We start from the raw sequence: 25,282 nt of genomic DNA on the forward strand, positions 1-25,282 counted from the left end.
GTCGTTTATTTTTCAGATTTTTTCACTTCGTTCCAGATGCCATCCATTTCTGTAAGCGACATTTCGTCGAGCGTCTTACCCTGTGCTGCAGCTATCTTTTCCATCTGCTGAAAACGGCGTATGAATTTCTTATTGGTACGTTCAAGGGCATTCTCTGCGTCTACTTTCAGGAAACGGGAATAGTTGACAAGGGAGAAGAGCACATCTCCGAATTCATCTTCTATATCTTCCTGTACGCCGCTTTGCACTACTTCATGCAGCTCGTCCATTTCTTCTTTTACCTTATCCCATACCTGGTCTGCATTATCCCATTCAAAACCAACCTGTTTTGCTTTGGATTGCAGGCGCATTGCCTTTACCAGCGCCGGAAGTGCTACGGGCACGCCACTGAGTACGGAGGTCTTTCCTTCCTTCAGTTTAAGCTTTTCCCAGTTCTGTTTTACCTGTTCTTCATTTTCCACTTTCACATCGCCATAGATGTGCGGATGGCGGGATATCAGTTTTTCACAGATACCGTTGATCACTTCTTCCATGGTGAACTGTTGCTGCTCGCGGGCTATCCTGGCATAAAAAACGATATGCAGCAGCAGGTCTCCCAGCTCTTCCTTCATGGATTTCCAGTCCTGGTCAGTGATAGCATCTGCCAGTTCATACAATTCCTCAATAGTTTGCTGACGGAGTGACTGAATGGTTTGTTTTTTGTCCCAGGGGCATTTCTCCCTCAAATCATCCATGATACCGAGCAACCGGTTAAAAGCTGCGTTATTTTCCATTTGTCAAATATAAAAAATTCCTGCAGGGGGTAAAGCACTGTAAGGGGAGCTGTTATGTTAATTTCTTTTTGTTGCCGGGAAAGCCAATTTATTTACATTTGCCGCTGGTTTTGGTTAACCATAAAACGGACTAATTTTTAATTCATGAATAGCAAACACATTGCGCTAATTTCAGCGGAGCTGGGGATCGCAGCGCGACAAGCGGAGAACACCATGAATTTGCTGGCGGAAGGATCTACAGTACCCTTTATCAGTCGCTACAGAAAGGAAGTGACCGGTAGCCTGGACGAGGTTCAGATAGGCAGGATCGAGGACCTGCAGAAACGCTACAAGGAAGTGGATGAACGCCGCGCTTTCATCATCAAAACCATTACTGACCAGGAGAAAATGACGCCGGAGCTACAGGAGAAACTGGAAAACACCTGGGCGCTTACTGAACTTGAAGATATCTATCTGCCTTATAAACCGAAGCGTAAGACCAGGGCTACCGTGGCTATTGAAAAAGGCCTGGAACCGCTGGCAAAACTGTTGTTTGAGCAGCAGGAAACCGCGCCGCAAACTGTTGCAGAGCAGTACCTTAATGAACAGGTAGCATCTACGGATGAAGCACTGAAGGGCGCCCGTGACATTATGGCGGAATGGATCAACGAAAACGCTGAGCTGCGTGACAAACTGCGTAAGCTTTTCACCCATACTTCCGTGCTGACTTCCAAAGTGATAGAGGGCAAGGAAGAAGAAGGCAACAAATACAAGGATTATTTTGATTTCAGCGAGGAGCTGAATGCCATTCCTTCCCATCGGGTACTGGCTATTCTGCGTGGTGAAGCTGAAGGCTTCCTGTACGGGACCATTACTCCTGTGGAAGAAGAGGCTATTGAGATCATACAGAAACAGTTCGTTACCGGCAATAATGCCAGCAGCGAACAAGTGAACAAGGCCATCGCTGATTCCTATAAACGTCTTCTGCGCCCATCCCTGGAAAATGAGTTCAGGGCGGTAGCTAAGGAAAGGGCTGATGCTGAAGCCATTGAAGTATTTGCAGAAAACCTCCGTCAGTTGCTGCTGGCTGCTCCCCTGGGACCAAAGGCTGTTATAGCAATTGACCCGGGTTACAGAACAGGCTGTAAAATAGTAGCGCTTGACAACCAGGGCAATATGCTGGACCATGACGTGATCTTCCCCCTGGAAAAGAACTATAAAAGAGATGATGCGGAGGCCCTGCTGAAAAGATGGGCCCAACAATATGATTCCTCTGCTATTGCTGTAGGTAATGGTACCGCCGGCCGTGAAACGGAAGAGTTCGTAAAGAAGATAGATTTCGGCAAAAAGATCAATGTGTTCATGGTAAATGAAAGCGGTGCTTCCGTTTACTCTGCATCTGAAGTAGCAAGGGAGGAGTTCCCTGACTACGATGTAACTGTACGTGGCGCAGTATCTATAGGCCGCAGGCTGATAGACCCGCTGGCTGAACTGGTGAAAATAGATCCAAAAGCAATAGGCGTAGGTCAGTATCAGCATGACGTGAACCAGTCCAGCCTGAAACAGAGCCTTGACAGGGTGGTTGTAAGCTGTGTGAACAATGTTGGCGTAAACCTGAACACGGCCTCCAAGCATCTGCTGGCATATGTATCCGGCCTGGGCCCTTCACTGGCAGATAACATTGTGAAATACCGCAAAGAGAACGGTGCTTTCAGCAACCGTTTACAGTTGAAAAAAGTAACCCGCCTGGGAGATAAAGCATTTGAACAATGCGCAGGTTTCCTTCGTATTGAGAACGGAGATAACCCGCTGGATAATTCTGCGGTACACCCTGAGCGTTACAAGCTGATACAAGAAATGGCCAGCAAGCAGCAGTGCTCTGTACAGGACCTGATGAGCAAGGAAGAACTGCGTAAAAAGATCAATCCCAAAGAATATGTAAGCGAAGAAGTGGGGCTGCTTACCCTGGAAGATATCCTGAAAGAACTGGATAAACCCAGCCGTGACCCGCGCGATGAGATCGCTATCTTCGAATATGCAGAAGGCATCAAAACCATGGAAGATCTGAAAGTAGGTATGACACTGCCGGGTGTGGTGACCAACATTACCAACTTCGGTGCTTTTGTGGATGTAGGTGTTAAACAGGATGGTCTGGTGCATATTTCCCATCTGAGCAACAAATTTATCAGCAACCCGAATGAGGCAGTGAAACTGAATCAGAAAGTAATGGTTACTGTGCTGGAAGTAGATCCTTCCCGTAAAAGGATCTCCTTATCCATGAAGGATAACGAAGCTCCTGCAGCGAGTGGCGGACAACGAAGGGAAAGGAAGGAAGGCAAACCGGGAGGTAAGCCGTCTGCAGCTCCCCTGAATGATTTCCAGGCAAAGCTGATGGAACTGAAGAAAAAGTTCAATTAACAAATAAAAAAGCCATCTGCGAGGATGGCTTTTTTATTGGAATATCTAATTCAGCGAGGGAAATTTCAATTTCCACCGTAGCAGCTTTTCGGGATAAGAATGATCGTTCTTCTCACTATAAAGCTTTACCCTTCCGTTCACTGCAATACCTACATAAACGATATCACGGCGCATATCTACTGCTATAGCCGCCTCGTCCACTCCGCAATAATGACGGCGGCAGCCCTGGTTATAGAGAATATCACTGTCTACTTCTACGGGAGGTGTTACGTCGAACCGCTTGATAAATGTCTCATTCTCCTGCCGCAAAAGATGGCTTATGCGTGCTTTAAGCGGTTCTGCTTCCAGCATTCCTGTTTCAAGAGCATATTTACCATCAAATTGCTCAAACGATCGCCATGAAGCTACCTGCTGAGGTTCTATCGTATCTGAAATGGTCATCATTGTGTCTGTTTCCGGGGGAACAGCTCCCCCTTTCTTTTCGCCTTTTGCGTCCGGCGCCGGTTCCTTACAGCCTAAAATGCAGGCAGCCATTACATACATTGCTGCCAGGTGTTTGTTCATTGTCATGGTTTCTATTACGGGTTGGTGTTATTGTACATGACCGGGCAGGGTCTTTACCCTGTCACGCACAATTCATTTTCCTTTAAATACGGGTGTCCTCTTTTCTATAAAAGCCTGCATGCCTTCTTTCTGATCTTCAGAGGCAAAAAGCAGGTAAAAATTCTTTCTTTCGAAGTGCAGTCCTTCCTCCAGTGAACTGTCAAACGCTTTCAGCACGGCCTCTTTTGCCATTTTTACTGCCAGTGGGCTTTGTGCCGCAATTTCCTCTGCCAGTTTAATAGCTTCCTGCAAAAAAAGTTCTACAGGTACTATCCGGTTAATAAGTCCTGCCTGAAGTGCTTCTACGGCGGTAATGAAACGGCCTGTCAGCACCATTTCCATTGCCATGGCCTTCCCTACGGCCCTTGTGAGTCGCTGGGTACCTCCAGCACCTGGCATTACTCCCAGTTTGATCTCAGGTTGCCCAAACCGGGCTGTTTCACTGGCAACTATCATGTCACAAAGCATGGCCAGTTCGCAGCCGCCGCCAAGGGCAAAGCCGCTCACTGCTGCAATCAACGGCTTCTTTGTTTTCTTTATTGTATCCCAGGTGCTGAACTGGTCGATAGTATACATATCCATGGCCGTTCTTCCTGCCATTTGTTTAATGTCCGCCCCTGCCGCAAAGGCCTTTTCATTGCCACTTATAATGATCACGCGTACGCTCTCGTCTGCATCAAGGACTTTCAGAGCTTCCTTTATTTCTGTCATCAGCCCAAGGTTGAGAGCGTTCAGTTCTTTGGGGCGGTTTAACTGGATATGAGCCACATAGGGGGCTACCTGCTGGTGTATGATTATATATTCCGGTTGCATAACCTAATATACGTAATTAAATGCTTATCAGGACGTATACTCCCAGATAGGTAATACCTAATGCTATCAGGTGTAAGAGAACCAGCAGTAAGCCTTTTACCACTGACTTACGGGTAGATTGCCCGTAGATGCGTTTCAATGCCATTACCAGGTATACGAGCAGTCCCACATTACCTATTACTGTAAACCAGTCTACATGGAAAAGGGCATCCAGTGCTGTACAGAACAGATATAAGATAAAAAAGAACGTATGAAGATGCACCGAAAAAATGGCATGGTCTGCATAGTACCATTTCTTTTTATCGTACATCCATCTCAGGAAAAGTGCAAAAAGCGGTAACAGCACAAACATCATTTTCGGGATATTATGATGTAACCGTTCTATCCTGGCTTCCTGTTTATGATCATCTTTCTGCAGGGAATTGAAATAAAAGCTTACAGCCTGGCGCTGCATACGGCCATCCCTATATTCTTTAGGAAGGGTATGCTGCATGGAATCATACTGATGCCTGTCATGGAAGAACGTCAGTCTTTCCCACCATTGTGCGGTGGTCAGCGTATTGGCCCTCAGGGAGTCCGGCAGCACAACCGTTGCTTCTGTATGTTGCGGATGATCGTCATCAATATCCAATACATTCATCTTAGCATGGTCCGCTGTAAGGGCGAAATACAAAAGGAAGAATACAAAGGAGGTAAAAATGTACAACTTGATAGGGTTCACATAACTAGCCCTTTTGCCGGCAATGTATTCCTGGGTAAGGAAGCCGGGTCTGAAAAGGAGGTACTTTACAGTGAGCAGTGTTTTGGAATCATAGTGCACCACATCGGCAATAAAATGTTTTACGAGGTGACCAAATGTTTCGTGAGGAACGGTGTTTTCCTGTCCGCAGTTAGTGCAATACCTGCCAGGCACTTCTGTTCCGCAGTTGAGACAGTTTGTTTCTTTACGTAGAGGCTGTGTTTTCAATGACGTTATAGGTTATAGAAGGTAAATATAAAAATTTAAGTATCGAGCTAATAATTTCTAATTATCATTCTTTAAATTTAATGCAAGAACACTCTGAAATGGCCCTTACTAAACTCATTCCTAAAATATTCTATGCAGATATTGCTGTTGGACTCAAGTTCTTTACCGAAGGACTTGGCTTTGAGCAGACTTACAATGATGAAAGTCTTTATATCGTAGAACGAGACGAGATACTGCTTCTTTTGGTAATTGATGAAGAACTGGGTAAAGCAGACCGCCCGGAAATCAGGATTGAAACAGATGATATCCAGGCTATCTACCAGGAAATTAAGACCAACCACCCGGAATTACTGCATCCCAATCTGAATTACATCAAAAATCAACCCTGGGGATTGAGAGAATTTGCAGTGCTGGACCCTACAACGGTTTGTGTCATTTTTCAGCAGACAATAGATTAACTGACAGTATGGCCTGGTGGCTGATACTGAAATATTCCCTATTTACCGAGCCCGGCAGGACAAATATAATTGATAATTGCAACAATAATCCTCTACGAAATACGTTGCAATTCAAACTGTTACATTTTTTTGCAAATTTAAGGGTAACTTTTCTCCGGGATACTCTTGAATCATTATTTTTGCATATATGTACACGAGAAAAACAACCACCACAATTCTGCTGACAGCAATGCTGTTATTAAGCAGGAATGCCATTGCTCAGTTCTACTACCAGGATATTATCAGTACACAACGTACAGAGCAGAATATGGCACTTTTAAAGGAGAATAAGATCACGGTACAGGTTGTGCAAAGTTTTGATGCCAACCAGGATACTGACAATGACTTTAAATGTCAGCGTGAGGTACAGAACGAATATCGTCAACTGCGTTCTATGACCAATTCACGGTCTACAGGCTTTTCTGTGATGACCTCTTACTTTTCTGCTTCAGGTAAGCTGACCAAAACGGTAGACAGTACCCGCAGCATTATTACTACTGTCATCTACATGCGTAACAATAATGATCCAAGCGGAAAGCTCCAGGAGGTGTATCTTACGAGCCAGGAACCTAAAAATAAGTATAAGTATACTGAAACCCGCCGTTACACGTATGACGCTGCCGGCAAGCCTACCAGGATGATCCATTTCCATGGAGATGTGATAGGAGATTCTACTGTAGTGCTCTTTAAACTGGATTCAGTAGGCCAGGTGGCTGAAGAAACACATGTAGGCAGAGGTGCAAAAAGCCAGCATATTTACTATAAGTATAATGACCAGGGACTGCTGACCGATATTTACCGTTACTCTCCTTCCCGCCAGAAGATGCTGCCTGATTATATCTTCGATTATGATTCCAAGAACAGGATCGGCGCTATGACAACCGTAAATGGTGAAACTTCAGATTATACTATCTGGCGTTATACCTATGATGATAACGGGCTGCCATTACAGGAGGAATGTTACGGCAAGAGAAGAGAGCTGCTGGGTACTGTACGTTACCGTTACAAAAAATGAGGTTAGTTACTGTAACAGTATGTACAGTATCTGCTAACCCCGGAATATTGTAACAACAGGGACAAATCTTTCTAGCGGGAGCTATATTCCCTTATCATAATACAAGTTGTTCGTGTAAGCGCACCAGTGCTTTCTGTGGATCTGCACAAAATCCCGGATGCACCCTGGATGTCTGTACTACAGTACTACGGGTAGCTGTAAGCCAGCGGAAACGGGAAGCAAGGTCCAGCTTTGCGATGGGTCCGCCATCCTTTGCCCCAAGGCTGATCTGTTCAAAAGCATGCAGGTATTGCTTCAGTTCTTCTATATCCAGCTGGGAACAAAAGGTACGGATACGTTCTTCATTCACCGTATAAAGTACCTGCAGGAATTTCTGTTGACGGCAATAGAGAACCACCCCTACATTGAGGAACTCTTCACGTTCAACCTTCGGTACAACGCGAATTACAGCGTACTCAAATAAGTGATTTTCTTGCATCTTGCGCTTCTTTTACAAAAATTCTGGATACTGCGATCCGGGATACTAAAAATTGTGTGTATACCTGTCTGATCTCTTCCGGAGTGCCATGTTGTGCTATTATTGTCAGCCAGTCGTCCGGCACAACGGATACAATAGCCCTGATCCGTTCAGGGGTAAAAAGCGTCCGGAATTCAGCATCTACGCTTTCGAGCTCAGATGCCTGTGGCAGCAGTACGTGATCTTTTACCTGTATAAATGGACGTTTGGCCTGCTCTTCCCAGTTCTGCCAGGAATGATGGAAATACAGGGAGGCCCCATGGTCTATCAGCCACAGTTCTCTGTGCCACATCAGCATATTGGTATTACGTGCGGTACGGTCTACATTGGTGAGCAGGCAGTCCAGCCATACTATTTTAGAAGCCAGCAAAGGATCTATTACCTTAACAGTTGGATCGTAGGTAATGGCCCCTGAAAGGTAGTGTACACCAAGGTTCAGCCCTACACTAGCCTTCAGCAGGTCCTGTATTTCCTCGTCCGGCTCTGTACGGCCAAAGGCGGTATCCAGGTTGGCAAACACGATCTCAGGCATTCTAAGGCCAGCTGCGCGGGCTATCTCTCCTCCTATCAGTTCTGCTATCAGTGCTTTGATACCCTGGCCTGCGCCACGGAATTTAAGTACATACAGGAAGCCATCGTCTGCTTCCGCGATAGCCGGCAGAGAGCCGCCTTCGCGTAAGGGTGTGACGTAGCGGGTCACATTGACTGTCCTTAGTTCAGGTGTAATATGGTTCATAAGTTGGCGTGAAATTAAAGTAAAAAAAGCATGCCCGGAAGAATGATTGACATTCCTCCGGGCATTCTGCTTATATGGATGTAATTACAATGTAATACCTGCTACTATAGAAATCCTGTTGAATTTATACTCGTATGAAGTATATCCCAGTAAAACCGGCTGGGGCCATATGGCTACACTTTCATACTTCAGCTTCATGGCAGCGCGGGAATATCCTACCGCTATATGAAAGTCATTTTTACCAGTTCTGATCTTATACCCGATACCTGCATGGCCATAAAAACCAGGAACTGTTTTATCCGGATGCTTACCGTAATATCCCGGGAACTGGTTGCTGGTGATCCAGGGGAAAGATATGCCCGCCCCGCCATAAGCAAAAAAAGTATTCTTTGTACCATTGAGATCATACCTGGCATCTCCGAAAAGAGGAACAGAACGGAGGGTATAATCATCCAGCCCTACGCCCACACCGGCCTGTAAATGACTGTTAAAGCGATAACCTCCTATTGCTCTCAGCACGAGCCCTTTCTTATCAGAGAATTGTATACCTACTTCGTCGATATTATAAAAGCCGCCTGTCTTCTTTTTCTGTTGTGCAATAACAACTCCTGTAAACAATATTACGGGCAACAGGCACCAGAAACGTTTCAGTATCTGCATGTCTTCATTGTTTAACAGTAATACTTATTTTACTGAGCCGCTTTGGTGATTCCATATCTGTGATATCATACTGATAAAGGCCATCTTTAGCTGTTACCAGTAGTAATTTGTCACTTTCGGGGATCACATCGTATGCTTTAACATCTGAGAATACCTGTAATGTTTTAGCTGCTACAGGGTTCCGGGCGTCTACAAAACGGAGGCCGTTATCACCTTCGCCTACAAACACGTACCCATTAATAACACCCAGACCATAAGGGCTCTTCATATCATAGCTCCTGAGCGGCTCCGGCTGGGCGGGGTTTCTTACATCCAGTACAGTCAGCTGATTAACAGCTCCTGCATTGCATGCAGTGCCTCCACGTACGGTTACATAGGCCCGGTCATTTTCAACCACTACAGGATCGCAGGAGCGGATATGTGAGTAAATTCCTTTTTGCGCAGGCGTTTCAGGCGTTACAACATTATAGATGAACATACCTGTTGTTGTACCCAGGAAGAGATACTCTTTGTAGGGGAAGATCGTTTCCACCGTAGCGGGTACCATGACCGTATTTTTCTTAACGGGTTGCGTAAGCTGGTCTATATTAAAAGAAGTGATAGAATAGTTATTTACTGTATACAGGTAATTGTTCAGCAAGCCAAACCGTGCAGTAGAGCCGGCCTTACCTACAGAAGGCACGCTGCTTTTAGAAGTGTTTGAAAAAATGGCGACATTCGAGACAGCATCGTAATAATACTCTCCGTTCCAACCTGGATTATTGCAGACCTGGGTCAGTACTGTATCTTTCCTGATATAATCAACGATGACTCCTAACCTAGCCGTGTCGGTACTATAACCATAGGCATATATTAAACCCGGGTAGGCAGATTTCACTCTGCTCACTTCTTTTACATGATAAGGGTCTGTAATATCAAGCGCTACGAGGTCAAGGTAACTGTCTGCATACATAATATTTCCTTTTACGGCCATGTCAACATTTCCGGGAATATTAACGAATGCGATCTTTTTCGGAGAAGAGGGATTATTGTTGTCAATAACATGGATTCCCTTTCCGGGTTCATTCAGGAAAATGTATTTCCCATACAGGTAGATCTTTCCTGTTTCCTCAATATTTTTCGGAGCCTCGCTTTTAACGGAGCTCCTCAGCTCGTCAAGCGTGAGGTAAACGGGTGTAAAAATTGTGGAGGGTATCCTGACATCACAGCTATCTTTCAGACAGCCGGAGGCAAGCAGCATGAGTACAACGAATACTACAGCTGTTCTTAGCTTGTACAGATAGAACATAGGGGTGAGGTTTTATTGTCAAACGGGCAGAAAAGCCAAAAGTTACAGTTATAGTTACAGATAGTATAAAAATTTCTGTTTACATGGATGGACGATAGTCGTAATTTATTTCATTTTGTATCACACTCATGACAATTTCCTTTTTCAGCAAATAGTTTTCCTGATCACGATATTCCCTTACATTAATCCGGCATAATTTTGTGCTTTAATGAAATCCTGTTTTTATACCATAACTTTAAAACATGAACAAACTGATCTTACTATTCATTCTGCTTCTGGGAACCCTTACGTCCCAGGCACAGCCACCTAAAGGACCTGCCAATCCGGGCTCTGTGTATGGGGCAGGAACTACGGCTGCCGGTGCAATAGCAGCATCGGAACTACCTTCATTGCTTAAGAGCGATACAGCTACGATGCCTGTGAAAGTTAAAGCGCAGGTTTTGGCCGTATGTTCTAAAAAGGGCTGCTGGATGCGCCTGCAGGTAAATGATAGTACTACTGCCTTTGTGAAAATGAAAAACTATGGATTTTTTGTTCCTACAGACATTAAAGGCAGGACAGTAATACTGGAAGGGCTGGCATATAACCATGTTACTTCAGTTGCAGAGCTGCGGCATTATGCGGAAGATGCAAAGAAGCCGCAAGCTGAGATTGATGCCATTACACAACCCAAGCGTGAAATACGATTTACAGCCAATGGCATACTGGTTTTAGAATAGAGGAACGCCGGAATACCGGCGTTCTCATTTACCTATCCAAACTTTGCGGAGATGATCTATTATTTCAGAACAGAGCAATTCCTGCCTACAGATATAGAAACAGCCTGGCAATTCTTCGCTTCCGCCAAAAACCTGGCGGTGATCACTCCACCGGAACTGGATTTTAAGGTCCTGACCCGGCTGGATGATAAAGAGATATATGAGGGCATGCTGATAGACTATAAGCTAAGGCCTCTCTGGGGTATTCCCCTTCGCTGGCAAACAGAGATATCCCGGGTAAAAAGAGGAGTCAGTTTTACAGACAGGCAGTCAAAAGGCCCTTATAGCATATGGGAGCACACCCATACCTTTATGCCGCAGAAGGATGGTGTGCTGATGAAAGATGAAGTAAAATACAAGATCCCTTTCGGCTTCATCGGCAGTATGATGCATACCCTCATAATAAGCAGGAAAGTAGCAGGTATTTTCTCTTACAGGAGAGATATTTTAAAGAAAATGTTTGTCAGAAAATAAGAACCCGCACCCATCTTATAAAATAATTTTACAATTCATTATCAACAGAATAAGTGTGCCTTCAGCCTGGAATAACACCTCCGGATAAAAACCGGCGCGCTTCTTGCTTTATTGTATCCAAATGTTTAGGAAGCATTGTTTTTCAGAGCACCATAAACATTAATTTTTATTATAAATCACACTTTTTATGAAACCATATTCTTTAGTCATCCTGATTATGATTGCCGCCATTATCATATTAGTAGGATGTGTGCATACTCATTCAACTCACCCTACTTCCCTACCTCCGGGACAGGCCAAAAAACTGACAGGCAGCAAATCAGCGAAACCATTTGCTCCGGGACAACAGAAAAAAAAGTATTAAGAATGATCACCTGCTCACTGGCAGCCACACACTCATATCGCTCCTGCCCCTGTTGGCCCAGGAGTAATAGGGTATCCATTTAACTCTTACAGGTACAGATGTAGTATTGAGCTCCCTATACAGTGTATTCTTCCAGTTATTGTGTTGTAGCAACTTCACTTCACCTTCCAGGGCAATTACATTACTGTTATCGATCTTCATAGCAACCGGACGTAATGAAGCTGATGCCGGAACAATGATATCAGCCAGGTTTTGTCCCTGCTTCAGATCTGCAGATTCAATACAATATACAAGCGGTCCTCTTTTTACGGCGACCTGGTTACGGTTCTCTTCCACGAGAGGATTAGCCTCTATCAGTGTGGCAGGCATCTCTAATGTAAGAGATATCCTGTCTCCTGTTTTCCATTGTCTTTTCAACTTTGTGTATGTACCGGATATCAGTTCTCCTTTTACTGGTTCTCCGTTCACAGACAGAGTGGCTTTTTTACACCAGCCAGGGATGCGGAGGAAAATAGTTGTTTCTTTTGCCGGTGCTTTCTTTAAAAGCAGAGAGATATTCCCGCTCCAGGGATAGTCTGTCTGCTGATCCAGCTGAACAGGCGTTCCATCTTTTAATGTGGTGCTCAAGACATTGCCTCCGTACATATCAACGTACAGGCCGTCTTCTGCTATACTGTACATATAACTGCTTACTTCAGCAATAGTCCTGACTGTATTTGGCGGACAACAATTGGATAAAGCAATATACTTTTGCCTGCCACCAGACCAGCGCAATTCATAGGGATAATCTGCTGATGCAGCCAGCGGATTGGTATAGAAGAATTTATCGCCATCCATACTGATGCCGCTGAGCACACTATTATACAACGCCAGCTCCACTATATCAGCGTACCTGGCATCTCCTGTTACTTCCAGCATCCGCCGGTTCCAGAGCACATTACCAATATTGGCGCATGTTTCATTGTGGGCAGACAGGTTGGGTAACTGGTAATTCTTCCCATATGCCTGGTGTATTTTCTGTACTGTATCGGGGTTATATGAAATGCCATCGACAGATACGCCATCATATAATGCTCCGCAGCCGCCGGTTATATACATCTTACGCATTATCACGTCATCCCACATACGATTCAATGAGCTAAGCAAGCTGGTATCTCCCGTTTCTGCATACACATCAGCAACTCCTGCAAAAAGGTAATTGGCCCTTACTGCATGCCCTACTACTCTCTTCATATCCCTGAAAGGTACGCGGTCAGAGTTGTCGTCAGTGCCTTCTGTTTTTCCGCGTATGTTGATCAGCTTTTGTGCGAGAGAGAGATAAGAACTGTTGCCTGTGGTTCTGTACAGTTCAATCATACCCATATAATGTGAGGGGCAGATAGCGTTACGCGCCTGTTCCGGGGTGGCTGTATTATAAAACCCAGCGAGGAACTGTGCAGCTCGTTCTGCAACCATAAGCAGGCTTTTCTTCCCTGTGGCACGGTAATGCACACAGGCAGCTGTCATCAGGTGACCGAAATTATATGCTTCAAAGCTTAGCTTATCATCAAACATCTTCCGCCTGCCTGTTTGCTGTTGTTCAATGATGGATTTGGTGTACACATATCCATCGGATCTCTGGGCTTTGGCTATTACCGCTATTGCCCTGTCCATTTCTTTATCCAGTTGCGGGTCTTTAGTGGAAGCATAAAGCGCTGCCATTGCTTCCAGTGTTTTATAGAAATCACCATCATGGAATGAAGGCCCTTTGAAAGAGCCTGTATCCAGGCCGGCTGCTATTTCAAAATTCTTGAAAGAATGGCAGAGGTCTGCATCCATATAAGTTGTCCATAAATGAGGCACCATAGCTGTTTTACATACCTCAAAACGTTCTGCCCAGAATCCGTTTGTCCATTGTACATCTCCTAATCCTACGCTATTCAGCCGGGCATATGGGCTGTTGGAGGAGTTAATAAGCCCTTTCTGAGCAGTAGCTTGCAGGCTCAGTAAAAGGCATATGGCTATAAGTCTGTTCATCTAAATCTATTTAACTGCGCGATAGTTCACAACATATGTTTTACCTGGCTGTAATGTGAGCTCGTAAGTATTGCCGCCTTTACTTTCTGCAATGGCCTGTGCACAGGTGGGTTTTATTGTGCTTTGCAGCCGCAATGTTCCTGTACCGGATATAGTGGTGATCTTTATTTCCTTTTTGCTGCAATACATCTTAATATCTCCTTCAGGAACAGGTACAGTGCCTTCCATCCATTCCAGTCCTCCCAATACCGGCTGTACTGTATATGTTTTATATCCCGGTGATTCCGGTTTTACTCCGAGGTAGTATTTACCGAGCAGGTAAAGCGGGCTTGCTCCCCAGGCATGACAGAGGCTTTTCCCGAATGGTCTGCCATACATGGCATAATGGGCAGGTCCTGAAACAGAGGGATCGTATAACTCCCAGAAACTGGTGGCTCCCAGCTTCAGCATACCTCCCCAGTAGCTCTTCATTTCCTTCAGTACGTAGGCCTGCTCTCCCATGGCGCATAGCGCTTCCAGTTCATAAAAGCGCATATAGGGAGTGGTGATCTTCTGAATGTTGTCGTTCAGTAACACAGACTTCTTCACAGCACTTTTCTGCTGCTGGTCAAAATACTCAAAGAAGATAGCGAACATATTGGCGTAACGTGTTACGTTACTGGTCTGCATACCGTTTACACGGCTATGTACAAGCGCCTGTTTACTGTCACTCCAGTATAATGGGAACAGTCTGGCTCTCAGCTCAGCAGCGTATTGTCTGTATGTCTCTGCATCTTTCTTTTCTCCTGCAATATCTGCGCAAAGGGTCATTGTTTCCAGGCTGCGGCAAAATAACAACTGTTCAAAACTCAGCTCTCCCTTTTTGCTTAATCCGTCAGCCCAGTCAATGAATACCCAGTCGCCCGACATACCTTCCACCAGGCCATTCTTATTTCTTCTTCCCAGGCAGTATTCCATTAATGTTTTCATGCGTGGGTAGAACTGTTTTATGAATGTTTCATCTCCTGTATAGAGATAGTAATCATAGATGCCCATAAACCAATAGAAGGTATAATCCAGTATAGTATTGATATGACTGGTAACCGGATCTTTTCCTCTTAATGCCAGTATTGTTCTCTGTACTGTTTCATTATCGTAGAACAGGTAGTAGTTCATAAGATAGCTCTGATAAGCATCTCCACTCCAGACCCACCTGTCGCGTTTGATCCCGTCTATAAAGAATTCCCGTGTAGCTAAGCGGAAGGTATATTTCGCTACGTCATAGATGCTATTCAGTTCTTCATCTGAGCATCTGAAGTTTCCTCGTTCCTTCACACCGGCATATTCGTATAACATGGAGATACTGTCTACCTGTACTTCATTATCAGTCTCAACATTTACATAACGGAAAGCCTTGGAGAGCGACAATACCGTATCTCTTTTCTCACTCTGATGAAAAGACAATCTATCCAGTGTTTCGGCATGTTGTATGTCCAGGGCTTCTTCCCTGCTTTCTCCGTAATAGAGATTCACTTTACCAGAGCCATTTACACCATGCAGTTTTATAAAGCCAAAGGTTTCCTTTCCAAAATCCACTATTCTTCCCTTGCTGTGGGATGATACGCTGACAGCGCTTGCCGGGGATACGGGCAGTCTGAAAGCAGAAGGCGGTGTTTCCGGTTTATTGAAGTTCCAGCTGCCAGAATGCAGCCATTTAGTAGCAGAGATGTCTGATGCCTTTCCTGTTTCATCTATCCATTCTTTATCTTCAGGCGTTACGAGCCAGGTGTTGTCGGAGAAAACAGTTCTGCCGGAGATGTACACAGCAGGAACAAATGCCTGGTTGAAGATCTTGATATTGATCCAATGTTTGCCGGCTGGTATTGTGATCTTTGATGGTGCACCTTCAAATGCCTTTCCATCTATTCTGACATTATAGCGGCCTTCTACATAGATGCTGACTTCTTCCGGTGCTGTCAGATCCACTTCCTTATGAAAATCCACTAACGGATAATGGCTATCCATTTTCCAGAAAACGGGATAGAAGGTTTCTCTTTCTGTACGGCGGTTCTGCATATCATTTCCAAGCCAGATCTCAAAATCGCCCGGATACCAGATCCAGGTTGCCTGTTGCGCAGTGGCTGTAATGCTGCATATGAGCATCAACAATAACGATAAGATGTGTTTCATACTATTAATGGGTAAGAGCTGATTTCCAGGTTGCCTCAAGTTGTTCAAATCCATGTATGGCATGAGCGGGTAACAACTCTCCTTTATCTCCGAAAACATACATTGCATTTTCCTTTTCGATGGTTACTTTGGATTCATCTATACTTCCTGTATTAAGTTTCAGGTATTTTGCCATGAATTGATACACTGCGTTTCTTTTATTAATTCCAAAGTCGTGTCCTTCTGCCGGCAGGTGTATGTTCTCTATATTACCGGTCTTATCATAATACCCATATATCTTCTGCAAATATGGAAAATCATGTTCAGGTGTTTTGTCTGTCCAGTCGCCGCCATCACTTACCAACAGTTGTGGCCTTGGGGCTGCCATAGCGGCTATCTCTACATTGTCTGTCCTGTTGGCACAGGCATGTATGGGCATACCGCTTTCACAGGGGCAACCTCCATAGAAGTAAGAACTGATAGCTACTACAGGTGCGCTTACCTTTATACGGTCATCAAGGGCTGTCATCAGTACAGTATGACTTCCGGCGCCGGAACCGCCGGTAATGCCTACTCTGCCGGTATCTGCATCTTTCAGGGATAAGAGATAATCCAGGATACGGACAGATCCCAATGCCTGTATGCTCATTGCCAGGCTTCTGCGATGGTCTTTCTCTTCAAACTGCAACAGTGATTCTCCCCAGGCAAACAGGTCGTAGCTGAAAGCCATTGCGCCCATGCGGGCCAGCGTAGCGCAGCGGTACTGACAGTCAGGACGGTAGCGCTGATGCTGCCAGTGACCATCAGGATTGAGTATTACCGGTATCTTCCCTTTGTATTGAGCGGGTTTATATAATGAACCGTTGATGTAAAGTCCCGGAAGGATTTCAATGGCTATATTACGTACAGTATATCCGTCAAATTTCCTTTCGGCTGTAATAATGGGTTTGGAAGCAGGAGCTGCGGGTAAATGGGATAGTTGTAAGGCTTGCAGCAGGCAGGGGCTTAATGCCTGTTTCCTGGTTTCCCATTGCGATTGATCATTATACTGAGCGGCGATGCGGTCCAATTCTTCCCAACCTTCCTGTACCGGCCAGCGGTAGTATTCGTAAGCACTCAGCTTGTAACTGTTTTCTTTTTCCTTCTTCACTTTCATATCAAGGGGCGTCAGGATATTACTGAGTGTAGCATCAATATCGGGCCTGTAGCGCCAGTCAGCATAAGTCACCCATTTATCGGTTACCTGGGCATCTGTATATTTAATCTTTACGTTATACTTTTTCTGTACATGCTCAAGTACTTCTTTCAGTGGCCGTTTGTATGCACTGTCAGATGTTTGCTGTGCAGATGTGGTGAAGGAAAATAACAGGCATATGTATCCTGTCAGCCGGGTTATCAGTTGCGCTTTTTTCATACGGGAATTAACTGTAAGATATACAATAAAAATAAAAAAGTGAGGGTTTTGTTGATTACTCAAAAGATCGCTTTTGCCTTCGGCAAAAGCGATCTTTTGAGAGAGGGGCCTGCGGCCGGCTAAGGAGTTTTTAAGGGGGATTTGCAACAGCTGGCTATAAGTTTTTCAGTGATGACGGCCTCCGGCTGAAATTAAGCTATGCAGGCGGCAATGATCATAATTTCAAGGGATGACGGCCTCCGGTTGAAATTAAACTATGCAGGTAGCAAAGATTATAATTTCAGTGCTATTTTTTTACCAGACTTAGCAGCTTCATAAATAGCATCCATGACTTTCAGATCTCTCACACCTTCTTCCCCATCTACGGGTACTACCGGCTGTTTACCTTCCAGTATAATACCTGCCATTTCTTCCATCTGCAGGGTCTGATGGACTACTATGGGTTGTTTCAGCTCTCCTTTATTAGTCCTTCCTTTAATGGGGCCATACCCGGTTGAAGGCTGCATCTCGGCAAATCCTTTTTCACCATTGAGGAAAAACTTATCAAGATTGTTCATACTGTAGGTAGAAAGACATGAGGCCACTGCGCCGCCAGGGAAGCCAAGCTGGAACTGTATAGTTTCATCTACACCTTCTTTGAATTTCTGATGGTCTGTTTTCGTTTCCTGCGCCGTTACCCATACAGGATCTTCACCTATCATATAACGGGCCCCATTCAGCGCGTAGATACCTATATCCATCAGAGACCCGCCTCCTGCCAGTTGCCTGTTTAACCGCCACTGAGTGGGATCACCTATTCTGAAGCCGCACAGCCCCTGGAAGAAGAGTATCTTTCCAAATTCACCGGCATTTCTCATACGTATCACTTCCAGCGTGTGTGGTTCAAAGTGCATGCGGTAACCTACCAGCAATTTTACGTTAGCTTTTTTGCAGGCACCAACCATCTCCTGTCCTTCTTTTGCATTCAACGCCATTGGTTTCTCACAGATCACGTGTTTACCCGCCTTTGCTACCCTGATCACCTGTGGATGATGTAAGGCATTGGGGGTTATCACATATACAGCATCAATATCCGGGTTATCTTTTATTTTGTCAAAGTTTTCGTAATTGTAGCAGTTCTTCTCCGGGATATTATACTTCTGCTGCCAGTCTTTTATTTTGGATGGCGTACCACTGATCACACCAACGAGCTTAGCCTTTTTACAGGACTGCATGGCCTCTGCCACCCGGGTTCCGTAACTACCCAGTCCCATAATGGCTACTCTTAATACGGGCCCATCATATGGGCGTTCAGTGGCTTCCTTTCCGGCAACGCCGGTATGGGGAAATACAGTAAATGCTATAGCGGAAGCTGTGATCTTTTGCAGGAAATCTCGGCGTGAGTTCATAACGAAGGGTTTTTATAAAGATAAAAATTTTACAATTTTTATACCGGGATTATTCTCTATCTATCCCAGGGTGTATTCAGAACAGAGTGAGTAGTAACTGCGTATTTCCCATGACTAACAACGAGGTATAAACGGTATAATTCAGGGTCTTCCGGAATAATTATGTCAATGTCCGGTCCGCTTCCTGCGAGCCTCATGTAGAAGGCATTTCCCCATCTGTCAGTTTTATAGAGGAACCATTTAAAATACAGCTGGTTATATACTGCTGACTTCAGTTTCCATTGACCCTGTTCATATATCATAGCGTGATAGGATAAGGTAGTGCCTGGTTCAGTTATCTGAACAGGCCGGAGGATCTTCACTACAGGCATTGGATAGCTGGCAATATCTTTATTCCAATAGTGCGCCAGCTGAAAATATTCCGGTTTGAACAGCCACTTATGTGTAAGTAAACCGTTAAAAGAAACGGCGTTCTTTGTTTGTTCATCCTGCCAGGCACTGATGAATACAGGTTTTGTACTGTTCATGGTAATATACCTGTCAGCATTAATACCACTGATAAAACAGGGCATATTTCCGGATGGTATTACAGGCGTGTGTTTCTTCTCCGGTACTGTAAGTCCGAAGGCTGCAATGCCAGGCACAGCATTTTCAAAGGTTTTTATGGTTACATTCACCTGGCTGTCTGCCGGGATGTCTAATGTAACCGGTCTTCCGGGATCAATTGACCTGATATGCTGTACAAGGTCTTTCAGCCATAGCAGGTATTCATCCTGATGAAGTAACAGGGCGGGTTTTACATATCGTTGTTTAAGCTTACTCCAGCAATTGTTACCCAGATGCCAGCCAATGATCTTTTTGTTATGCTGTTTCTTTTCTATAGCAGCAGTTACTATAGCTTTAAATCGGTGCGCTGTTTCAGGTGTGATACTGTCAGGCATCCAGAAACCATACTGAACATTTATGTTCAATTCTTCTGCTGCTGAAAGTATATTATGATCATATATTCCCGGGCCATATCTCCTGATAGTATTAATCCCTAATTCCTTCATGGCATTGAAATCTTTCAGCACTTCCTTCCTTGTTAAGGTATGCGAATTCCTGAACCAGGGAATTCCTTTGGAATAAATACTTCCCCTGAGCGTATCGGGAAATACAGGATACTCCCTGGTTGGTGTTGGATGAAGGAAGGTGCTGAGCATCCTGTTAACCGGTTCTTTACTGTTCTGCATGCTGTCAAACGCTGATAGCAGTGCTGCTGGTTGTTGTAATTTCCAGTCCAATGATTGCCTGTCCGGGTTGTTCCTGTCAAATGCGCTGTTGAAAAGCACAGCTGCTTTTACTTCTTTAAATGTATGCTCTATATCATGAAAAGCTTCCTTTAGCCAAAGCTCCTGGTTACCTTCTGTTGCAAGAGAGCCTGTCTCCGCTACCATAACGGGTATACCAGAACGGAAAAGGGACAGATCATGAAAAGGGGTATAAAGCTGTCTGAAGCTATACCATTCGCCACCGGGATATGTATGTCCATAGTTCAATATTGTTACGGCCAGCCAGTCTACATAATCCCTGCCGGGGAAATAGCCTGCTGCTGTTTCAGGCTTCCAGGGATTCCATACCCATATTACGTTGTGCGCACCAGTATTATCGAAGAAATCATGTACATATCTCCATGCCTGGACGTATGCTGCCATATTATTTTCCGGAGCTGCCCAGGGATAAACAGGGTTGCCTGGTTCGTGTGCAAACCGCAGAAATACAGGCCGGTCCAGCGCCTTCAATTGCCGGGCAAATTTCCCAAGATATCCGTCAAACCGGCCGAGTATGACATCCTGCAGTAGGTTCTGAGATGTTCTGCCTTTGAATAAGGTAGTCCAGGGCTCCCAGGTAATCATGGGAATAGCGCCGGTCTCATATATTGTTTTCATCAGGGAATCAGGCAGGGAACACTGTGGTGCGTCTCCCCATGGGATGTAGCAGGAGATGATATTAAACCGGCTACCCATCATCCTGTTATAGCTATTCACCTGTAGCATGGAAGTGAGCCCGGAGGTATCCGGCGGACTGAATATACCGGTATAAAACACTTTTTCCGCCACAATGGGACGCCGCAGAGGAACTACGGGAGGTTTAGCTTCTTCATGAAGGAACCAGGCAGCAACGGCACAGATGATAAGCGTCAGGGGCATGGCCATTTTCCTTACCACCACATACAGGTTGTGACGTAGTTTCCATAACCATATTTTGAAAGCAAAATAGTAAGAGAAAAATGTAGCCTTCGTGGTTCCTGGCTGCAGGGTTTCCCTGGGTTCTCTTATATTGCCGGCAAGCAGGTTGAAGAGCATGATCAGGCAATTGACTGCTGCAATACCGGCCATTACCCATGAATATGGATTCCAGTCAAACCATAGCCCGTAAATGATTGCCGCCAGAGTGATACAGAACACCAGCGCGTTAGGCAGGAACAGTTTCCAGCCGGGCTTATCTCCATCACCTTTAGGTGTAGGTATATAAGGCACTTTCTTCCGGATAATGGTGTATACCAGTGCCAGTATATAGATCCACCAGGTGCCTATCAGCAGTAATCCACCTACCACATGAAAGCCGCTCTCTTCTTCTGCCATCACCCATCTCTGTACAAAATGACGGGCAAGAATAATAATGCTTACAAAGGGTAATCCCGTTATAGTAAAAGTAACCAGGTCATAACGGAAAGGTATAATGTCAAGGAACAACGAGAGTGCCGGTACCAGGAAATTGATCAGGTATATAACACCTGAAAAGTAATGGAAAGGAAGGGTGCCATAATGCAGTTTCTGTCTCCATGTAAACTTTCTGAACAGGCGGGGGAAAGTAGTGACCAGCAGCTCAAAGGTGCCTCTGGCCCATTTCAGCTGCTGTTTATAATATGCAGGAAGTGTGGAAGGTACCAGTCCCAGCGTCAGTACAACAGGCACATAAACGGACTTCCATCCCTTTGCATGTAGTTTCATGGCGGTATGCATATCTTCTGCAAGCCCAGGTGCATGTCCGCCGATAGTATCCAGCGCGCTTCTGCGAAAAGTGCAGTTGGCCCCGATAGCCTGTACTGTGCCATAGCTGTGCATTGTCATCATCATAGGGCCATAGAACTGAAAGGTTTGCTGAGCGGCTCCTTTGGCTATTATACTATCCCCGATATTACTGTATGCCTGTACTACCTGTACAAATCCTACCTGCGGGTCCGCAAAATAAGGTACTACTGTGTCCAGGAATTCAGGGAAAGGAACATGGTCCGGGTCAAGTACGACACAAAGCTCTCCCGTGGCATACTGTAGGGCATTATTAATATTTCCGGCTTTTGCATCTATGCGGTTATCCCTCGTAATATGCCTTACACCCAGTTGCCGGCATATTTCCTTCAGATAGGGATCGTCAGCTTCATCGCATAGCCATGTAGTATGAGGATATGTAATTGCCTGAATGGCGGTAAGTGTTTCCACTACCATTTCATATGGTTCGCCCGGGAAAAAAGTGGTCAGTATATCTACTGTGGGTTTAGATAGGTTCTCCGGAGCAGATGGAACTGAGATATAAAAATAGTGATACCATTCATGTAATACTTTCAGGCAATAAAAGATAACAGCCGCCATCAGCAACCAGTAAAGCGCAGCATTGCCGATATTAGCCGGGTCGAAGAGACGATACAGGAATACCGCCATGCTGGTAATACCAGCAGTGATAATAAAACGGAGTATAAACAACTCAGTTCTTTTGGGCGGAGAGACGCGTGTTTTTATTTTCGTTTGGTATCTCAACTACGTAAAAAGGTATATTGGCGGTCGATATGTTTCCATGTTCATCATGTACCCAGACATATACCCGGTAGGGACCTTCCTTCTGAGGCGCCCTGAAGGTAATCCTTGTATTACTCTCTGGAATAATACCGACCTCCTGCCGGCGTGGTCTTACTGTACTTTGGGGATCCAGTTCTTCTTTCAGCACTTCCCAGTTAAACCTGAATCCTGCGGATATAGTATCCTTCATTTTAAGTTCTACTGTTAATTCCCTGCCTGGTTCCGTCAGGATATCGGAGGCGGCTCCTATTCCATTGAGGAGCAGATATTCCAGTGCAGGGGGATGGTGAGCCGGGGTTATCCCCGTCCATAATCTCTGCATTTCTCCTACTATACCGGTAGTAGCGCCGCTACTGTCAAAGAGGCTATACCAGGTTGGTGTTACTTCTTCTTTTTGTCCCCAGTAAAATGTCAATGCTCCCAGGCAACGCGGGTTATTAACAGGAAGGTATTTTGTGTGAAATTCACGATACTTATCTGCCTTCCAGGTGCTTGTTGGTTCTATTGGCGCTCCCCATGCTGTTCTATGGGTCTCCTGTGGAGAAGATATTCCCCATTCCGTTATCAGAAATGGTCCGTTCCATAACCAGCGGTAAGATCTCAGTTGCTCCTGTAAGACCTTGAGGGCGCCGAAGGTATTAAAGGAGATAACATCGATACCTCTCACCTTCATGCGTAAATTCAGGATATTTCGTGGCTGGAAGTTAACGATGGTAGTTGTGACAGGGTGATCAGGATCTTCCATGTGGATCATTTCTGTCAACTGATTGAAAGCATCATAGAATTTTTTATACCTGGGTCTATATGGAAAATCGACTTCATTGCCCAGGCACCACATTAACAAAGCCGGATGAGAGCGGTATTTCCTTATGATCGTTCTCAGGGCAGTATATTGCGCCTTTACTTTTTCAGTATCCTTGTAAAAATAGTCCAGATAGCGGCTCTCCGGTATGGGCAGGCCGGCAATTACTGCAAGGTTATTTGCCGCTGCCTGGTCCAGGATAATGCCCAGGCCGGTGGTATCCCAGGTACGGATGGTATTGCCGCCTATTGCTTTCAGTTTTTCCATGTGTGTGTACCCGGCTCCACCTCTTACGTGGAAAGGGATACCGTTGCGATATAGTATATAAGTGCCTTTTTCATGCGCTATGTAAACTTTACCCGGAAGCCTTTCTGGTTTATTGCAACTGCAGATAAACAGTAGGCTGTAAAGTAGTGCATGGTTCAATATTTTCAGTAGCTGACGCAAACATGCTGTTATTACTTAAATATACGCTATTTAATGAAATTAAAGTATTGACGTTCAGGTTATGATAGTGTGCGAGTTTAATTCTTTTTATGATACATGGTCTTGAAAATCCTCCCTGAGAAATTGCTTTTGCCTTCGGCAAAAGCAATTTTTGTAAGCAATTTAACTAGTGTATTAACGTTACTGCCCCAACTTTTGCAATAACTCCAGCACTTCATTATCATATAGTTCTGTATACTTATATTTCAATGCCAGCTGGAAATATTCTTTTGCCTTTATGATATTACCGGTCTCCATGTATATGATACCAAGGTTTTTATAGGCATATGGATTTCCCTTATCCAGCGTAAGGGAATGCTGAATGGCGGCTATGCCGTCCTCCTGTTTTCCGAGCCTGTATAATGCAAACCCGAGATTGTTATGAGCATATGCCAGGTCCGGATCAATGGCTATAGCTTTCTCCAGCCTTGGAACGGCGGCGGCAAAGTGTTGTTGTTTAGTGAGGGTATAACCTATGTTATTAAGGGTTAGTGCATTTTCAGGTTGTTCTTCCAACAGCTGTTCCAGTTGTGAAATCACCCAATCATGATTTTCCTTTCTCCCTTCAATATCCATACGTACCTGTATACACCATTCTTTCTCTGAAGGAAGCAGTTCAAGCTTCTTCAATAAAGGGAGTGCAATGTTATAATTTCTTTGCTGATAAGCGGCGTAAGCCAGCAGGCGTGTAAAATCCGGGTGACCAGGGCTGACGGTCAATGCGATGTTACACCGGTCTTTCATTTCTTTGTACATTCCATAATCAGCCAGTGTCAAAGCATGCCGGTATAAGCGCTCTATTTTCTCTTTCTTACTTTTATCAGATGTCAGCTTCCACCAGAACTTAGATATGGGTTCCGGTTCTTTTAAAGGTAAGGGGGGCCAGGTGTACTCTGTTCCGTAATGTTGTTCCAGTATATGTTCAAACAGCCAGCCGGCTTTTCTTAGTTCGTTCTTTATTGGGTTATCATATGCCAGCATAGCTAATAATACGTCCAGGCTGTTGGTAAGTTCTTCATTTCTTGAAAAGGCAAATGTGTCTGCATGTAAGACTACCCGTTCTGCATCGAGTGTTAGCGGCAGGCTGTCTGAAGGCGAGGGCTTATCGTCTGCAGGATGGTTTTCTTTAGTAATGCGCGCCCATTTTTCCTTGTCTATTGTACTGAGAAAGGGAGCTGCGATACAATTCCTCTGTAACATTGCCAGGAAGAAATGATCTGTATGTATGTACTGGTGACCGAAATTTATGGCTATTTTGCGGGAGGCTCTTATAACTGCCTGCAATTCGTCAGCAAAGGACTCATGGGACATAGGTGTAACAATTTTTCTG

General features: G+C 44.9%; 20 protein-coding genes. 5 read left to right on the top strand and 15 right to left on the bottom strand.

Going from position 1 to position 25,282, the window contains the following annotated elements:
- Positions 1–5: 5 nt before the first annotated feature.
- Entirely contained in the window at positions 6–773 is a 768-nt protein-coding gene (gene mazG, locus GO493_RS19760; protein WP_157307962.1) for a nucleoside triphosphate pyrophosphohydrolase, read from the bottom strand.
- A gap of 144 nt (positions 774–917) precedes the next feature.
- Here mazG and GO493_RS19765 point away from each other — a divergent pair, with 144 nt between their 5' ends.
- Complete coding sequence (locus GO493_RS19765; protein ID WP_157307963.1) at positions 918–3,170, top strand: Tex family protein; 2,253 nt, start codon at positions 918–920, stop codon at positions 3,168–3,170.
- Positions 3,171–3,215: 45 nt separating this feature from the next.
- On the opposite strand, the gene GO493_RS19770 is transcribed toward GO493_RS19765, so the two are convergent.
- From GO493_RS19770 to GO493_RS19780, 3 genes are all read right to left on the bottom strand, one after another.
- A complete protein-coding gene (locus tag GO493_RS19770) occupies positions 3,216–3,734 on the bottom strand; it encodes a hypothetical protein (protein ID WP_157307964.1) in 519 nt (172 codons plus the stop codon).
- Between the two features lie 72 nt (positions 3,735–3,806).
- Positions 3,807–4,586, bottom strand: coding sequence for an enoyl-CoA hydratase-related protein (locus tag GO493_RS19775; RefSeq protein ID WP_157307965.1), 780 nt, complete (start codon positions 4,584–4,586; stop codon positions 3,807–3,809).
- Between the two features lie 16 nt (positions 4,587–4,602).
- Positions 4,603–5,553, bottom strand: a complete 951-nt coding sequence (locus GO493_RS19780) for a DUF3667 domain-containing protein (protein WP_157307966.1) — start codon at positions 5,551–5,553, stop codon at positions 4,603–4,605.
- Between the two features lie 80 nt (positions 5,554–5,633).
- On the opposite strand from GO493_RS19780, the gene GO493_RS19785 reads away from it, so the two are divergent.
- Together GO493_RS19785 and GO493_RS19790 are read left to right on the top strand one after the other, a co-directional pair.
- Entirely contained in the window at positions 5,634–6,011 is a 378-nt protein-coding gene (locus GO493_RS19785) for a VOC family protein (RefSeq protein WP_198315776.1), read from the top strand.
- A 187-nt stretch (positions 6,012–6,198) separates the two neighbouring features.
- Positions 6,199–7,065 carry a hypothetical protein gene (locus GO493_RS19790; protein WP_157307967.1) on the top strand — a complete coding sequence of 289 codons (867 nt, stop codon included), beginning with the start codon at positions 6,199–6,201 and terminating at the stop codon, positions 7,063–7,065.
- A gap of 94 nt (positions 7,066–7,159) precedes the next feature.
- Here GO493_RS19790 and GO493_RS19795 read toward each other — a convergent pair whose 3' ends face one another.
- The 4 genes from GO493_RS19795 to GO493_RS19810 all read right to left on the bottom strand — a co-directional run bounded on the left by GO493_RS19795 (position 7,160) and on the right by GO493_RS19810 (position 10,266).
- The gene (locus GO493_RS19795; RefSeq protein WP_157307968.1) at positions 7,160–7,543 is read right to left on the bottom strand and encodes a DUF3037 domain-containing protein; all 384 of its coding nucleotides are present in this window, start codon (positions 7,541–7,543) and stop codon (positions 7,160–7,162) included.
- Positions 7,521–8,318 carry a HipA family kinase gene (locus GO493_RS19800; RefSeq protein ID WP_157307969.1) on the bottom strand — a complete coding sequence of 266 codons (798 nt, stop codon included), beginning with the start codon at positions 8,316–8,318 and terminating at the stop codon, positions 7,521–7,523. The genes GO493_RS19795 and GO493_RS19800 overlap by 23 nt, the downstream gene beginning before the upstream one ends.
- 84 nt (positions 8,319–8,402) lie before the next feature.
- Entirely contained in the window at positions 8,403–8,978 is a 576-nt protein-coding gene (locus tag GO493_RS19805; protein ID WP_157307970.1) for a hypothetical protein, read from the bottom strand.
- Between the two features lie 4 nt (positions 8,979–8,982).
- The gene (locus tag GO493_RS19810) at positions 8,983–10,266 is read right to left on the bottom strand and encodes an LVIVD repeat-containing protein (protein WP_157307971.1); all 1,284 of its coding nucleotides are present in this window, start codon (positions 10,264–10,266) and stop codon (positions 8,983–8,985) included.
- A 242-nt stretch (positions 10,267–10,508) separates the two neighbouring features.
- Here GO493_RS19810 and GO493_RS19815 point away from each other — a divergent pair, with 242 nt between their 5' ends.
- Both GO493_RS19815 and GO493_RS19820 read left to right on the top strand, forming a co-directional pair.
- Positions 10,509–10,985 carry a DUF4920 domain-containing protein gene (locus tag GO493_RS19815; RefSeq protein WP_157307972.1) on the top strand — a complete coding sequence of 159 codons (477 nt, stop codon included), beginning with the start codon at positions 10,509–10,511 and terminating at the stop codon, positions 10,983–10,985.
- A 51-nt stretch (positions 10,986–11,036) separates the two neighbouring features.
- On the top strand, positions 11,037–11,498 hold the full coding sequence (locus tag GO493_RS19820) for an SRPBCC family protein (protein ID WP_157307973.1): 462 nt from the start codon (positions 11,037–11,039) through the stop codon (positions 11,496–11,498).
- 370 nt (positions 11,499–11,868) lie between these two features.
- On the opposite strand, the gene GO493_RS19825 is transcribed toward GO493_RS19820, so the two are convergent.
- The 7 genes from GO493_RS19825 to GO493_RS19855 all read right to left on the bottom strand — a co-directional run bounded on the left by GO493_RS19825 (position 11,869) and on the right by GO493_RS19855 (position 25,263).
- Positions 11,869–13,878: an aceric acid hydrolase gene (locus GO493_RS19825; protein ID WP_157307974.1), complete on the bottom strand. Its 2,010-nt coding sequence runs from the start codon at positions 13,876–13,878 to the stop codon at positions 11,869–11,871.
- Between the two features lie 6 nt (positions 13,879–13,884).
- Positions 13,885–16,047, bottom strand: coding sequence for an alpha-L-rhamnosidase-related protein (locus tag GO493_RS19830; protein ID WP_157307975.1), 2,163 nt, complete (start codon positions 16,045–16,047; stop codon positions 13,885–13,887).
- A gap of 4 nt (positions 16,048–16,051) precedes the next feature.
- A complete protein-coding gene (locus tag GO493_RS19835; RefSeq protein WP_157307976.1) occupies positions 16,052–17,440 on the bottom strand; it encodes an alpha/beta hydrolase family protein in 1,389 nt (462 codons plus the stop codon).
- Positions 17,441–17,712: 272 nt separating this feature from the next.
- Positions 17,713–18,828 (bottom strand): Gfo/Idh/MocA family protein, encoded by a 1,116-nt coding sequence (locus GO493_RS19840; RefSeq protein ID WP_157307977.1) that lies wholly within the window; start codon positions 18,826–18,828, stop codon positions 17,713–17,715.
- Between the two features lie 56 nt (positions 18,829–18,884).
- Positions 18,885–22,571, bottom strand: a complete 3,687-nt coding sequence (locus GO493_RS19845; RefSeq protein WP_198315777.1) for a glycosyltransferase — start codon at positions 22,569–22,571, stop codon at positions 18,885–18,887.
- A gap of 1 nt (position 22,572) precedes the next feature.
- Positions 22,573–23,913: a glycoside hydrolase family 2 TIM barrel-domain containing protein gene (locus tag GO493_RS19850; protein ID WP_232538898.1), complete on the bottom strand. Its 1,341-nt coding sequence runs from the start codon at positions 23,911–23,913 to the stop codon at positions 22,573–22,575.
- A 180-nt stretch (positions 23,914–24,093) separates the two neighbouring features.
- A complete protein-coding gene (locus GO493_RS19855) occupies positions 24,094–25,263 on the bottom strand; it encodes a tetratricopeptide repeat protein (RefSeq protein WP_157307979.1) in 1,170 nt (389 codons plus the stop codon).
- Positions 25,264–25,282: the final 19 nt, after the last annotated feature.

Origin of the sequence: Chitinophaga tropicalis (assembly GCF_009758205.1) — a bacterium.
Lineage (GTDB): Bacteria > Bacteroidota > Bacteroidia > Chitinophagales > Chitinophagaceae > Chitinophaga > Chitinophaga tropicalis.

Bases quoted from the DNA above. Each gene is read 5' to 3' on its own strand.
- GO493_RS19775 (WP_157307965.1), bottom strand. From the start codon at position 4,586: ATGCAACCGGAATATATAATCATACACCAGCAGGTAGCCCCCTATGTG.
- GO493_RS19840 (WP_157307977.1), bottom strand. From the start codon at position 18,828: ATGAACTCACGCCGAGATTTCCTGCAAAAGATCACAGCTTCCGCTATA.
- GO493_RS19765 (WP_157307963.1), top strand. From the start codon at position 918: ATGAATAGCAAACACATTGCGCTAATTTCAGCGGAGCTGGGGATCGCA.
- GO493_RS19790 (WP_157307967.1), top strand. From the start codon at position 6,199: ATGTACACGAGAAAAACAACCACCACAATTCTGCTGACAGCAATGCTG.
- GO493_RS19835 (WP_157307976.1), bottom strand. From the start codon at position 17,440: ATGAAAAAAGCGCAACTGATAACCCGGCTGACAGGATACATATGCCTG.
- GO493_RS19785 (WP_198315776.1), top strand. From the start codon at position 5,634: ATGCAAGAACACTCTGAAATGGCCCTTACTAAACTCATTCCTAAAATA.
- GO493_RS19810 (WP_157307971.1), bottom strand. From the start codon at position 10,266: ATGTTCTATCTGTACAAGCTAAGAACAGCTGTAGTATTCGTTGTACTC.
- GO493_RS19820 (WP_157307973.1), top strand. From the start codon at position 11,037: ATGATCTATTATTTCAGAACAGAGCAATTCCTGCCTACAGATATAGAA.
- GO493_RS19805 (WP_157307970.1), bottom strand. From the start codon at position 8,978: ATGCAGATACTGAAACGTTTCTGGTGCCTGTTGCCCGTAATATTGTTT.
- mazG (WP_157307962.1), bottom strand. From the start codon at position 773: ATGGAAAATAACGCAGCTTTTAACCGGTTGCTCGGTATCATGGATGAT.
- GO493_RS19770 (WP_157307964.1), bottom strand. From the start codon at position 3,734: ATGAACAAACACCTGGCAGCAATGTATGTAATGGCTGCCTGCATTTTA.
- GO493_RS19800 (WP_157307969.1), bottom strand. From the start codon at position 8,318: ATGAACCATATTACACCTGAACTAAGGACAGTCAATGTGACCCGCTAC.
- GO493_RS19795 (WP_157307968.1), bottom strand. From the start codon at position 7,543: ATGCAAGAAAATCACTTATTTGAGTACGCTGTAATTCGCGTTGTACCG.
- GO493_RS19825 (WP_157307974.1), bottom strand. From the start codon at position 13,878: ATGAACAGACTTATAGCCATATGCCTTTTACTGAGCCTGCAAGCTACT.
- GO493_RS19830 (WP_157307975.1), bottom strand. From the start codon at position 16,047: ATGAAACACATCTTATCGTTATTGTTGATGCTCATATGCAGCATTACA.
- GO493_RS19815 (WP_157307972.1), top strand. From the start codon at position 10,509: ATGAACAAACTGATCTTACTATTCATTCTGCTTCTGGGAACCCTTACG.
- GO493_RS19855 (WP_157307979.1), bottom strand. From the start codon at position 25,263: ATGTCCCATGAGTCCTTTGCTGACGAATTGCAGGCAGTTATAAGAGCC.